The 13,229-nt window shown below is 63.0% G+C and carries 10 protein-coding genes and 2 pseudogenes; 7 read left to right on the top strand and 5 right to left on the bottom strand.

The window, feature by feature from the left end:
- Positions 1-109: 109 nt before the first annotated feature.
- Both NKH21_RS21490 and NKH21_RS21485 read left to right on the top strand, forming a co-directional pair.
- Positions 110-544 (top strand): DoxX family protein, encoded by a 435-nt coding sequence (locus NKH21_RS21490; protein WP_352663318.1) that lies wholly within the window; start codon positions 110-112, stop codon positions 542-544.
- Positions 545-662: 118 nt separating this feature from the next.
- Positions 663-1,085 carry a DoxX family protein gene (locus tag NKH21_RS21485; protein WP_352867405.1) on the top strand — a complete coding sequence of 141 codons (423 nt, stop codon included), beginning with the start codon at positions 663-665 and terminating at the stop codon, positions 1,083-1,085.
- Positions 1,086-1,110: 25 nt separating this feature from the next.
- On the opposite strand, the pseudogene NKH21_RS21480 reads toward NKH21_RS21485, so the two are convergent.
- From NKH21_RS21480 to NKH21_RS21470, 3 genes and pseudogenes are all read right to left on the bottom strand, one after another.
- Positions 1,111-2,176: pseudogene (locus tag NKH21_RS21480) on the bottom strand (serine hydrolase domain-containing protein).
- Positions 2,177-2,232: 56 nt separating this feature from the next.
- Entirely contained in the window at positions 2,233-3,765 is a 1,533-nt protein-coding gene (gene ppx, locus NKH21_RS21475) for an exopolyphosphatase (RefSeq protein ID WP_352867402.1), read from the bottom strand.
- On the bottom strand, positions 3,765-5,966 hold the full coding sequence (locus tag NKH21_RS21470) for an RNA degradosome polyphosphate kinase (RefSeq protein WP_352867400.1): 2,202 nt from the start codon (positions 5,964-5,966) through the stop codon (positions 3,765-3,767). Before NKH21_RS21470 ends, ppx begins: the two co-directional genes overlap by 1 nt.
- A gap of 149 nt (positions 5,967-6,115) precedes the next feature.
- Between NKH21_RS21470 and NKH21_RS21465 the strand changes: the two genes are divergently transcribed.
- Positions 6,116-6,361 carry a zinc-finger domain-containing protein gene (locus tag NKH21_RS21465; RefSeq protein ID WP_254820632.1) on the top strand — a complete coding sequence of 82 codons (246 nt, stop codon included), beginning with the start codon at positions 6,116-6,118 and terminating at the stop codon, positions 6,359-6,361.
- A gap of 19 nt (positions 6,362-6,380) precedes the next feature.
- Positions 6,381-7,616, top strand: a complete 1,236-nt coding sequence (locus NKH21_RS21460; RefSeq protein WP_352867397.1) for an FAD-dependent monooxygenase — start codon at positions 6,381-6,383, stop codon at positions 7,614-7,616.
- Positions 7,617-7,836: 220 nt separating this feature from the next.
- On the opposite strand, the gene NKH21_RS21455 is transcribed toward NKH21_RS21460, so the two are convergent.
- Entirely contained in the window at positions 7,837-8,508 is a 672-nt protein-coding gene (locus NKH21_RS21455; protein WP_352867394.1) for a TIGR02117 family protein, read from the bottom strand.
- Between the two features lie 104 nt (positions 8,509-8,612).
- Between NKH21_RS21455 and NKH21_RS21450 the strand changes: the two genes are divergently transcribed.
- From NKH21_RS21450 to NKH21_RS32825, 3 genes and pseudogenes are all read left to right on the top strand, one after another.
- On the top strand, positions 8,613-8,876 hold the full coding sequence (locus tag NKH21_RS21450) for a metal-sensing transcriptional repressor (protein WP_352867392.1): 264 nt from the start codon (positions 8,613-8,615) through the stop codon (positions 8,874-8,876).
- On the top strand, positions 8,873-9,895 hold the full coding sequence (locus NKH21_RS21445; protein ID WP_502911903.1) for a cation diffusion facilitator family transporter: 1,023 nt from the start codon (positions 8,873-8,875) through the stop codon (positions 9,893-9,895). The genes NKH21_RS21450 and NKH21_RS21445 overlap by 4 nt, the downstream gene beginning before the upstream one ends.
- A gap of 30 nt (positions 9,896-9,925) precedes the next feature.
- A pseudogene (locus NKH21_RS32825) lies at positions 9,926-10,640 on the top strand (HoxN/HupN/NixA family nickel/cobalt transporter).
- Between the two features lie 73 nt (positions 10,641-10,713).
- On the opposite strand, the gene NKH21_RS21430 reads toward NKH21_RS32825, so the two are convergent.
- On the bottom strand, positions 10,714-12,630 hold the full coding sequence (locus tag NKH21_RS21430) for a multicopper oxidase domain-containing protein (RefSeq protein ID WP_352670154.1): 1,917 nt from the start codon (positions 12,628-12,630) through the stop codon (positions 10,714-10,716).
- Positions 12,631-13,229 lie beyond the last annotated feature (599 nt).

Here is a 13,229-nt window from a genome sequence, read left to right as displayed (position 1 = left end):
CCTGAGTGAACAATCCGTAACCAATCTGACGTCTTTGGTGAACAGTCGGCATGCGCTAACTGGACGGCTATCCCAAGTCGTTTGGCCAAACCCTTCTGGAGAGTTACGCATGTCCACCAACACGTCCACCAACACTTCGTTTGCCGGTTCCGGCACCGCCTCCGGCGCCTCGGGCACGATCCTGCTCGGCCGCATCCTGCTTGCTGTCATCTTCCTGCTTTCCGGTTTCGGCAAGCTGACGGCGATTGCCGGCACGGCCGGCTATTTCGGCAGCCTCGGCCTGCCGCTGCCGATGGTGACCGCCATTGTCGTCGGCCTGATCGAACTGCTTGGCGGCCTCGCCATCCTCGTCGGCTTCCAGACCCGGATCGTCGGCTGGGTGATGGCGATCTTCACAGTCGCCACCGCACTGGTCGCCCACACCGGCTGGGCCGATCAGATGCAGATGATCAATTTCATGAAGAACCTCGGCATTGCCGGCGGCTTCCTCGTACTCGCCTCCTCGGGTCCAGGCTCGTATTCGATCGATGCCAAGCGCGGCTGAAGCAGCCCAGCATTCCTGAACAAAGGGGCGCGGAATTTTCCGCGCCCCTTTTTCGTTGTCGGTTTATATCTGCCGGCTGGAACTCTGCTAGGATCGACCGCCGATATCGGAGGAGACCATGCCTCGCAATACGCTGCTCTTGCTTTCCCGGCTGCTGCTCGCCGCGCTGTTCGTGCCGTCCGGCTTCCATGCGCTTGCCGACATCGCCGGTACATCGGGCTATTTCGCCGGCCTCGGCCTGCCGCTGCCGACGCTGGTGGCTTGGGCGACAGGCCTGTTCGAGCTGATCGCCGGGCTGCTCATCCTCGTCGGCTTCAAGACGCCGATCGTGGCGTTGTTGCTCGCCGCGTTCTGCATCGCGGCGGGCTTCATCGGTCATTATGGCCAGGGCGGCGACGATCCGACGCTGACCTTCATGCATTCACAGATGTTGATGAAGGACATCGCCATATCCGGCGGTTTTCTGGCGCTGGCAATGGCTGGTGCGGGCGCCTGGTCGGCCGACGGGCGTGGCATCGGCATCGGTGCCGAAGCGACGTGAAAGACTTTGGCGTCAGCACAGATCATCAAGCGTTCAGGAAATTGGCCAGGATGATCTCGCGCCAGACGCGGGTCGGCGTCACCCAGGCATCCCAGGCATTGTACTTGCCGGCATAGATCACCGCCGCGATGTCGGTTTCAGGCATCAGCCATAGCCGCTGTCCGCCATTGCCGAAACCGCCATACCATGGTTTCGGGGCGGCGAATGCCGGCGCCGGCGCGTCGCCGGTGAACCGCAACCGGCCATAACCAAGGCCGTCCGGCGTCGAGGTCGCGGCTGTGAATGACGCGTTGATCCAGCCTTCCGACGCGATCCTCTCCCCATTGCACAAGCCCTTGCGAAGAAGGAGCTGACCGATCTTCAAAAGGTCTGGAGCCGCCAGCCTGAGGCCGGAGGCTGCGGAGGCGACGCCGTCACGACCAGCCGACCAGTGGAAGCGCTCGATGCCAAGTGGCGCGAAAAGCGCCGCGCGCGCGAAATCCGGCAGGGATTTACCGCAGCCTCTTTCAATGATCGCGCCAACCAGCGACGCTGCCGCCGGAATAGATCCAGCGGCTCCCGGGGTCGGCGATGATCGGCCGCTCAAGGATGAAGCGATAACGATCGGGCGCGTTCTCCATCGCGATCTCGCTGTTCTGCGGATCGCTATAGGGACGGTTTTCGTCCCACTCCATACCGAGCGTCATCGTCAGCGCATGGCCGATCGTGATCTTCGCGCGCGCGGGATCGGCGGCGAGATCAGCGTACTCGGGAAACAGGGCGAAGAGCGGCGCATCGGGTGGCGGCACCAGTCCCTTGTCGAGCGCAATGCCGTAAAGCAGGCTGACGATGCTCTTCGTCACCGAGCGCAGATCATGCAGCGTACCGGCGTCAAAGGCGATCTGCCCGATCGGGCGCCCCCATTCTTCGTCCCTGCCCTCGGCATAGTGCTCCAGGAAGACCTTCTCGGAGCGGGCAGCGAGAACGATGTGCAAGTCGCGCAACAGGCCGGACTCAAGCCCGGCAAGCAGCTTACGGTGGATCGCTGGATCGAAGCCGAGCGCTTCGGCCGCAGCTACGGACGGAGATGACGATAACTCTGGGATGGTCATGGAATTCTTCGCTCCGCGTTACCCCACCGCCCGGAATTCAGCCTCGGACCGTCCGTTCACTTCACCGACATGCTCGGCCCACCCTCGACCGCCAGCACCAGCCGACGGTTAGTGACCCTTGCCAGTTGTGCCAGCCGGCCGGCCGGCCGCTCGCCGTAAAGATCGGCCAGCGCTGCCGGCAGCACCAGCGCCAGCACGCCATTGCCGCGGTTTTCCCATTTCAACCGCGGCATGACGCCGGGCATTGCCGCGGTCAGCAAATAGACGACGCGCAGCAGCGCGGCCAGCACGCGGGCGCGCTCGAGGTAGCGCGGTGTCGCCAGCCCGCGGATTTCCGGAGCGGCTTCATTGAACACGCCCTCGTGGCGAAACAGGCTGACAAGCGCCAGGAAGGCGCGGCCGGGATGGTCGACGCCGATGAAGGAGGCATGGGCGATGATATTGAGCGATTGCTTGCCGCGATATTCGGGATGGGCGCGCCAGCCGATGTCGGCGAGCAGGCAGGCGGCGTGGCGGTAGCGCGCCTCATCCCTGGTTTCGTCGATGCCGAAGGCGGCGAAGGCCTTGCCGGTCCACTCGACAAGCTCATGCGCGTGGTCGACCGAGCGCGAGCGCAGGCGGGCAAGCTCTTCTGCCGCCGAGATCAGCGGATCGGCTTTCTGCTCGGCCTTGTCGAGCAGCGAATAGAGAAAGCCCTCGCGCACGCCCAGCGCCGAGACGATGATCTTCGACGGCTGCATCGCCGCCATGATCTCCTGCAGCACGATGGCGCCATAGGGCAGCAGCGAGCGGCGGTTCTTGGAGATGCCCTCGATGCCTTTGATCTTGTCGATCTCGGCCTTGGCGACCTGCCGGAGGAAATTCGCGGCGCTTTCGATGCCGATCTCGTAATGGTGCATGACGCCGAGCGGGTAGTTGGTCATTTCCATGTGCAGCCGGGCGAGGTTTCGCCAGGTGCCGCCGACCGTGTAGAACGCCCTGCCCTGCCCGCCCTTCAGCAATTTCGCCCGCGCCAGTTGCTCGCGCGTGATCCTTGCCGCCTGGGCCAGCGAGTTCTTCGCCATGTCCTGCAGGCGCAAGCCGCCCAACGGCAGCGTGATGCCGTCACCGATCGTCTCACCATCGATGTCGATCAGTTCGAGGCTGCCGCCGCCAAGGTCGCCGGCAATGCCGTTGGCCGGGTGGAACCCGGAGATCACGCCGAGTGCCGAATAATGGGCTTCCTCGCGGCCGCTCAGCACCTGGATCTCGGTCTTGAGCACATCCTCGGCGCGGTGGATGAAGTCGGGGCCGTTGACGGCCTCGCGAGCGGCGGCGGTCGCCAGCACATACATGCGCTCCGCGCCGGCCTGGTCGGAGAGCGCGCGGAAGCGGCGGAACTCTTCCATCGAGCGCGTCACCGCCTCGGGATCGAGTTTTCCGGTCGAAACGATGCCGCGGCCGAGGCCGGCCAGCATCTTTTCGTTGAACAGCAAGGTCGGCGAGCGCGCCAGCCCCTCATAGATGACAAGACGGATCGAGTTCGACCCGATATCGATGATGGACAGCGGTCGGCGGTCCTGGAGCCGGCCCTGGGACGCTGAAATCATCAGCCCGTCGCTGCGTTCTGTCTCTTGCGGCGTTTGAACTGCGCGATACGCTTGGGCGCATGCGACTTCAACGCATCGCCCCGTCCGGACAGGCTCGGATTAGTCATGAAATATTCCTGCGCGTTGAACGGTTCCTCGCCCTCTTCCAGCACGACGCGCCGGGAGGTTCCGTCAGCCAATACGTCGAAACTTTGCTGGTTGTCCATGATGTTGCCGAGCATGATCTGGCCGAGCACCTGCTCATGCACAGTTGGATTGGTGATCGGCACCATGGTCTCGACGCGGCGGTCGAGATTGCGCGGCATCAAATCGGCCGAGGAGATGTAGACGATCGCCCCGTCCGATGGCAGGCCGTGGCCGTTGCCGAAGCAGTAGATGCGGCTGTGCTCGAGGAAACGGCCGACGATCGACTTCACCCTGATGTTCTCCGATAGGCCGGGCACCTGCGGCCTCAGGCAGCAGATGCCGCGCACGACGAGATCGATCTCGACGCCGGCGCGGCTGGCATCGTAGAGCGCATCGATGACGATCGGATCGACCAGCGCATTCATCTTCATCCAGATGCGGGCCGGCCTGCCCTCCAGCGCGTGGCTGATCTCGTCCGAAATGTGCTGGAGGATGCGGTCGCGCAGCGTGAACGGCGAGATGGCCAGCCGCATCTGCTCGGCCGGCTCGGCATAGCCGGTGATGAAGTTGAACAATTGGGCGACATCGCGCGCGATTGTCGGGTCGGTGGTGAAGAAGGACAGGTCGGTGTAGATGCGGGCGGTGACCGGGTGGTAGTTGCCGGTGCCCAGATGCACGTAATTGCGCAGCCTCCCATCCTCGCGCCGCACCACCAGCGACATCTTTGCGTGGGTCTTCAGTTCGAGAAAGCCGAAAACGACCTGGACGCCGGCGCGCTCGAGGTCGCGCGCCCATCGGATGTTGGCCTCCTCGTCGAAACGCGCCTTGAGCTCGACCAGCGCCGTCACCGACTTGCCGGCCTCGGCGGCGTCGACCAGAGCGCGCACGATCGGGCTGTCGTTGGAGGTGCGGTAGAGCGTCTGCTTGATCGCCACCACTTCCGGGTCGGCCATTGCCTGGCGCAGGAACTGCACCACGACGTCGAAGGATTCATAGGGGTGGTGGACGATGATGTCCTTCTCGCGGATGGCGGCAAAGCAATCGCCGCCATGCTCGCGGATGCGCTCGGGAAAGCGCGGATTGTAGGGGGTGAATTTCAGATCGTCGCGGGCGACGGCGACGATCTCCGAAATCTGGCTGAGCGCCAGCGGACCGGTGAGCACGCTGATGCGGCTTGCCGAGACGCCAAGCTCGCCGGCAACGAAGTCGCGCAACTCGGGCGGCATCAGCATGTCGAATTCGATACGGATGACCGAACCGCGGCGGCGGCGCTTCAGCGCCGTCTCGAACAGCCGCACCAGATCCTCTGATTCTTCCTCGACCTCGATATCGCTGTCGCGGATGATGCGGAACGTGCCGGAGCCCTTGACCTCATAGCCTGGGAACAGCTTGCCGATATAAAGACCGACCGCCTCCTCGAGCGGGATGAAGCGGACATGGCGCTTGCGATCCGGCAAACGGATGAACCGCTTCAGCGCCATCGGCAGGCGCAAAAGCGCACTCATCTCCTCGCCGTTCTTGCGGTGGCGCAATTGCAGCGCCATCGAGAAACCGAGATTGGGAATGAACGGGAACGGATGCGCCGGATCGATCGACAACGGCGTCAGCACCGGAAATACCTGCTCCTGGAAATGGTCCTCCAGCCAGGCCTTCTCGTCCTTGCTCAGCGCCTCGCGAGTGATGCTCTCAATGCCTTCCTTGTCGAGCAGCAGCATCAGCGCCGAAAGGCTTTTTTGCTGGTCCTCCTGCAGGCGCTCGACCTCGCGCAGCAATTGTTCGAGCTGCTGCTCGGGCGTGCGGCCATCCGGGCTCTTCAGCACGATGCCCTCGCGCACCTGGCCGGCAAGACCGGCGACGCGGACCATGAAGAACTCGTCGAGATTGGCTGCCGATATCGACAGGAAGCGAACACGCTCGAGCAGCGGATGATTGGCGTTCAGCGACTCTTCGAGCACGCGCCGGTTGAATTGCAGCCAGGAAAACTCGCGGTTGACGAAGCGGTCGGGATTGCCGCCTTCGCGGCTCGCCGCCTCAACGGTGATGAATTCGTTCTGGACCGGCTTCAGTTCGTTCATGGTTTCCGCTCTTCCCACACCGTTCGACGACCACAGCCTTAACCGGCTTAACTTATCCTCTGACAGGCTTTTGCGACAGTTTCATTTCATCGATCTTGCAAAGAGACGGGTTATGATCCAGATGCAATCGATAAGATCAGGAGACGACGATGGCAGGCGGTTCCATTCCCCATTTCCAGAACGATGCGGGCTATCCGGCAATCGACATCGGCGTCAAGGAATTCATGTGCACCGGCGCCAATCCGCCTTTCGACCATCCGCATGTATTTCTCGACATGGGTGACGACAATGAAAAGGTCTGCCCCTACTGCTCGACGCTCTATCGCTATTCGCCGAAGCTGAAGGCCTTGGAAACGCAGCCGCCGGGCTGCCTCTATATCGACCAGGCCGCCTGATTCTTCCGCGATAAGCCTGATGCAGGAAACGCAGTGCCGGCAGGTGGTCATCGCCGGGGCGGGCGTCGCCGGGCTGAGCGCGGCACTGGCCTTCGCCGAGCGCGGCTATCGGATAAAACTGTTCGAACAGGCGCAGCACCTCGAGGCTGCCGGCGCCGGTATCCAGCTTTCACCCAACGCGACGCGCATCCTACGGCAGCTCGGCGTACTCGATCGGCTGCTGCCGACGGCGGTGCGGCCGGAGGCGGTCGTGCTCAAGGATGCCGCCACGCTGCGCGAGCTGGCGCGCGTACCGCTTGGCCAGGCGGCCGAAACGCGCTGGGGCGCGCCCTATCTCGTTGCCCACCGCGCGGATCTGCAGTCAGCGCTGATGGAGCGGATAGCCGAGCGGCCCGGCATCGAACTTGTCACCGGCGCTCTCGTCATCGGTGCCGCTGTCAAACCGCATGGCATCACCGCAACGGTAGAGGTTGCCGGCACGGCCATCAAAACGGAAGCATCGTTGCTGATCGGCGCGGATGGCGTCTGGTCTTCGGTGCGAGAAACGCTTGCCCGCAAGGCGGCCGAATTCGGTAGGAGCCGGTTTTCGGGCGAGCTTGCCTGGCGCGCCACGGTGGCCGCCGACAGCCCCGCCGGACAAGCCCTAAAGGTGATCGGTGCGCCCGATTGCGTTAGCGCATTCCTCTATCCCGGCTTCCATATGGTCGCTTATCCGGTCAGCCGTGGCACTGCCTTCAATCTCGCCGCCTTCACCAAGGGCAAGCGTATCGCCGAGGGCTGGTCGGGGCATGCCGACCCCGCCAGCCTCTCAAGCGCCATGCACGGTACCGCGCCGGCGCTGGTCCGTCTGGCGAGCGAAGCGGCACCATGGACGGCATGGCCGATCCACACCGTCGAGCAGCGGCGGTGGACGACGCCGCAAGGCATCGCGCTGATCGGCGATGCGGCGCACGCGATGACGCCGTTTGCCGCGCAGGGCGCGGCGATGGCGATCGAGGACGCGGCGACGCTTGCCGGCTTCGTTGCCGCTTCGCCAGCCGATCTTGAGCGGGCACTTGCCGCCTGGGAACAGGCGCGGCGGCCGCGCGTCGCCCAGGTTGCCCGCCGCGGCGCCGTCAATCGCCTCGCCTGGCATGCGGCCGGGCCGGTGGCGATGGTCCGCAACCTGTTCCTGGCGATGCGCTCACCCGAAAAGCTCGCCGCCGATCTCGACTGGCTCTATGGCTGGCGGGCGTTGGACGATGGCGCGCGATGATACGCACGACAGGCTGGCGGGACAGCGCCCCTCTCTGTCCTGCCGGACATCTCCCCCAATTGGGGGGAGATTGGCCATCACATTGGCTTTCGCCAATCTTCAAGGTTGCATGACCTGGCAAGGCGCCGAAGCCGCTAATCTCCCCCCTCGTGGGGGAGATGTCCGATAGGACAGAGTGGCGCGCGAAGGATCGCGGCTCTGATCGGCTGGAAACGCCCGGTCAATTGTAAAGCCGCATCGACAGGCCGAGTGAGGCCGGCAGCGGATTCCACCATCCGGTGCGCAGGCCGGCCGTGCGCAGTGCCGCCGCCGTCCGGGTGTTGCAGCCGATCAGCGAATTGAAATGACCATTGGCTTCGAAGAAACGATCGAAGCGGGAATAGGCCGCATTCTCGATCAGGATGGCCCCGTTCGGCCCCTGCTGGAAACTTGCCGCAATGTAATCGAGCAGCGCGGTAAAGCGTTCGTCGCCGATATCGAAGCCGGCGACGTCGGGATGCGGCTCGGCGATTTCGCCGGAAATGTCGACATGCATCACCGAGGCATCGACGGTCAGCGCCTTCATCACCGGCACTGCCTTCAGCTCCGACCAGGTCGGCGTCTCCAGATAGAAGGCGCGGCCGCCCCAGCCGAAGACGATGTAGCGGACCTCCGCCATGTCGACCGGAATGCCGGCATCGACCAGAAAGTGGAAGCGCCGGCGCACATCGTCGTCGACCGGGATGGCGATGTCGGTGTGGATCGGATTTTGCAGCACCAGGATACGGTGGCTTGTGCCGATCGGATCGGCAATGGCCGCCGGCCAGAGCGGGCGCGGCAGCAGCGTGCCCAGCGCCACCGCAAGGACTGCTGCAACGACCAGCAGGCCAAGAAAACGGGCAAGCTTCTTCATGGGAAAGGCATAGAACAAGCAACGCTCAAGGTGAAGCCTCTCCGAAAGTTGCACAGCTGACTTAGAGCTTGACGCATATCCTCCCCCGGAGGATATGCTGAGGCATGTCAGATCACCTCCACGCCTCGCATCCTTCCATCATAAAGCGGCTGAAGCGCGCGCAAGGCCACCTTGCGGCGGTGCTGGCCATGATCGAGGCGCATCGCCCTTGCGTTGACCTGGCGCAGCAGCTTCATGCCGTCGAAAAAGCGATCAGCAGCGCCAAGCGCGGGCTGATCAACGACCATATCGAGCACTGCCTGACGGACAGCGTGGAAACCGGCGGCAACTCGCTGGCGGAACTCAAGCAGCTGGCGAAGTATCTATGAATGCCATTGTAGCCCCCATTCTGGAATGGCTCGGGTTCGGCTCGCACGCCGCACATCATCATGGCGATCACGGTTCGCACGGCCACACCCATGGCGTCATCGATGCGACAATTGCCACCACCGACCGGGGCATCTGGGCAATCAAATGGTCGTTTGTGATCCTGGCCATCACCGCGGCATTGCAGATGGTCGTGGTTGCGTTGTCGGGAAGTGTGGCGCTGCTGGCCGACACGATCCACAACATCGGCGACGCGACCACGGCGATCCCGCTATGGATTGCGTTCGTGCTGGCGCGGCGCAAGCCGTCGCGAACCTTCACCTATGGCTTGGGTCGGGTCGAGGATCTGGCCGGCATCATCATCGTGCTCATCATCCTGTTCAGCGCTGTAGTCGCCGCCTACCAAGCCATCGACAGGCTGATCAATCCACAAGTGGTGACACACCTCGGCTGGCTGACTGCGGCGGGCATTGTCGGCTTCCTCGGCAATGAGGCGGTTGCCGTGTTCCGTATCCGCGTCGGCCGCGAAATCAACAGCGCGGCACTGATTGCCGACGGCTACCACGCCCGCACCGACGGACTTACCAGTCTTGCCGTGGTCATCGGAGCCCTCGGCGTCTGGCTCGGTTTTTCCTTGGCCGACCCGATCGTCGGCCTGCTGATCACGATTGCGATCTTCGGTATCGTCTGGCAATCGGCCCGCTCGGTGCTGACCCGCATGCTGGATGGAATCGAACCCGGTGTGATGGATGAAATCCGACATGCCGCCGAGCATGTTCTGGGCGCACGCATTGTCGATGCCAAGGCGCGCTGGATCGGTCATCGATTGCACGCCGACATCGCAATTGCCGCAGACGAAAGCCTGCCGCTGTCGGATGCGAACAAGATCGCAGCAGCGCTGAAGGACGAACTGTCCCAGCATATGCCGGCCTTGGCTGAGGCGAATGTGCGGTTTTCAACCGAACGTGGAGAGAACGACCATCCTCACGAGCACACGCAGGACCATGGCCACATGCACTGACGCTCGCCGATTTTCTGCTAGTCTCGTCCGATGTTCCAGACGCTCGTCGAATTTCAGCGCACGATCTATCTGACGCTCGGCGAACAGATCAAGCTGCTTTCGGCAGGAGGCAATTGGCTGGCGTTCGTGGCCTTCCTGCCGATGGGTGTCGTGTTCGGGGCTGCCCATGCGCTGACGCCGGGTCACAGCAAGGCCGTGCTGGCGACTTATCTTGCCGGTTCGGATGCGAAGGTCTCGCGCGGCCTGCTCGTATCTATCACGCTATCGTTCACGCATGTGACGATTGCCGTTCTGATTGCGGCTCTCTCGCTGCCACTGGTTTCCATAGCATTGGGCAGCGTCGGCCGCGCTCCGCTTCTGGAGCATATCAGTCGCGGATTGCTGGGCCTCATTGGCGTCTGGATTGCTCTGGCGCGCTTTGAGCCACAGCCATCACCACAGGCACGAGGGCGAGGCTGTCGGCGTCATGGCAGGCCTGATCCCATGCCCGCTGACGCTTTTCGCGATGACTTTCGCGATCTCCAGGGGTGTTCCGGTCGCGGGCGTCCTGTTTGCCATCACCATGATGGTCGGCGTGGCGCTGACGCTGTCCTGCGTCGCGGTGTTGTCGATCCTGTTTCGGGAACGGCTTGTACAGTTTTTCGCGCGCCAGCCACGGCTGTTCGAAACCATCTCCCGGACCATCGAGGGCGCCGCCGGTCTCGCCCTTGCCGGCGTCGCTGTCTGGCAGATCACATCAACCTGAGAGAAAATATGGTTTCAGCCACTGCAGGCGTCCGGGCCGGTGCAGCGGTTGGAACGAGCCCAGGCGACGTCGGTCATGTCACATCGATGACGACCATCAGCCCGCCGCCGCCCTTCTCCTCGACATTGTTGTTCGTGGTGTGATGCGGGATGTGGCAATGGATCAGCCATTTGCCCGGACGCTGCGCCTTCCAGATCACGTCGTAGCGCTGACCAGGCCCGACGTTGATCGTATCGGCAAGGAAACGACCGGACGCAGGAATCGTTTCGCCGTCGCGGGCAACGACCTCGAACGGTCCGCCATGGATATGCATCGGATGGATGAAGCCGTTGTTGGTGCCGATGAACCGCACCTTGAGCGTCTCGCCGACCTTCATCGGGATCGTCTCGGTCGAGGGATAGGCCTTGCCGTTGATGGTGAAGAAATTCGGCATGCCGCCGTCCATCGGCATCGACGGGTAGGTCAGCCCTTCCCGCACCAGCCATTCCTGAAGCTCGATGACGTAGTCATGGTCGGCCGCGACCTCGTCGGCGGGATTGGCGGGATCGATGATCAGCGCACCGTAGAGGCCGAGTGCCTGGGTCCGGTCGGGCTTCGCATGGGGGTGGTAGAAATAGGTTCCGTGCTGGGTTGCAGTGAATTCGTATGAATAGGATTGGCCGGTTTCGATCGGCGCCTGCGTGATTTCGGCCGGCCCATCCATCTGGTTCGGCAAGATCAAGCCATGCCAATGCACCGTCGTTTCCTCGGGCAGGCCGTTGGTAACGTTGATCCTGACCCGATCGCCCTGACGAATGTGAATTCGCGGACCGGGAATCTGGCCATTATAGGCATAGGCGTCGACCGCGACGTCCGGCAGGATCTGCCAGCGGACCACTGAAGGCCTGAGCTCGAACACCTTGATGCCGTTCTCCATCCGAAAAGGCAGTTCCTGGTCGCCCCTTGCCGTCAGGCCATAAGAGGCGGCCACGAGGCGTGGATCGGTAGCGGCCATGTCGCGCATCGTATCGGCCGGCGTGTCGCGATCCATGATCATGCCTTGCGGCATGATCACCCCGCCGACGTCGCGTGCCGACAGCGTCAGGTTCAGCCAGTTCGCAGGCGCGACCATGCCGATGGCGAGCGCCAGCAGGGAGACGGCACCCAGGGCAGCGACCTGCGGCGTCGTGGCATCTGTCTCCATGTGATGGCCGCCGCCTTTGCCTTTGTGGGAAGCCATATTGTGGCGCTGTCCGCGATGGCCACTGGCGTCGGCCTGCTGCATTTGCATCTGCGCATGTTGCCTCGTTCCAGGCTGCTCTCGACCATCGATGCCGGCTGCCTGCGCGCGCTGTGTCATCAACCCATGCTTCAAGCCGCGGGCGACCAGCCAGACATTGGCCGGGTAGGCAAGCGCAAAGCCGGCGATGACGCCGATCGACATCACGCCCCAGAACAACAGCTCCGTCGGTTCCATCGCGCGCATGTCGCGGCCCATCATCAGAAAACTCATGACCGGCGCCATGCCGGCCATCATGAAGTTCATCGAGATGAACTCGGGCAGGAAGCTCTTGCGTACGTTCTCCCGATAGGTGCCGCCCATCATCGATTTCATGAACAGCGACTGGAAGATGAACAGGCCGAAGGCAAAGCCGGCGAGATATTCGACGATCAGGTCGATCCACATCGGCAGGCCAAGCGCCGCCGTGATGGCGGCGGCAAGAATGATGCCGGTGGCATCGCCGGCGACGCAGTGGATGGTGGAGCCGACGCCCTGCTTCCAGAGCGGCCGGGTGAAGAGTTCATGCTCGCCCGGCCGGGGCTCCTTGTCGGCGAGCACGTAGAGCAGCAAGCCGAGCGGACCCATATAGAGGGTGACCAGGATGAAGCCCCATTTCATCACCACCGGCTCGGGATTGTTGCGATATTGGTCGAAGCCGACATAAAGCGTCGAAGCCAGCGCCAGCGCGAACCAGACGACGAGGAAATAATCGATCGGTTGGATAAGCATCAGGATGAGCCCTTGACCTGCCGCCGCACGTGCCCACGCGGCTTGTTATGCAACTCCTAATGGCAACAAACGCGGCTGGCGCGCTTATGATCCGTGCCGGCCGTACGCCGCACGGGCGGCCTATTTTTCGTTGTAACCGACTGATCTGATGACGCCTGCCCGCAGCCCATTTCCGGAACTTTCAGTCTTATCATTGCGGCTCTCCCCTAGTGGGGTTGTCATGAGGCTTCCCATCACGGGAAGGTCAAGGGCTTTTGAGCCAGCTCAAATCATCGCTGCTGTGCCGAGGCAGCACATCGAAATTTGCCTCTTGACCTTCCCATGATGGGAACCTTTATGTCGTGTGGCAACTGCCCGGTTGGAGCTGCAAACCCATGACTGCCGTCACTCCTCGAATCCCAGACGAGCCTGTTTCCGCTCCCGCGATTCAGATTGGCACCGAGGGGCATGACCTTGCGCCTCCTGTGTCGCCCGCCCGAAAAGGCGCTGAAGACGGGTGGCATGACGTGACCGAGGCCAATGTCAATCTGGCTACGGAGCGTGCCACCTGAGCTATACCGCGTGCCGACGCGCGTGACCTTAATCTCGGAGACAACACA

This window comes from Mesorhizobium sp. M1329 (assembly GCF_040318035.1).
In the GTDB taxonomy this organism is placed as follows: domain Bacteria; phylum Pseudomonadota; class Alphaproteobacteria; order Rhizobiales; family Rhizobiaceae; genus Mesorhizobium.
This window is presented reverse-complemented; position numbering and strand designations above follow the sequence as displayed.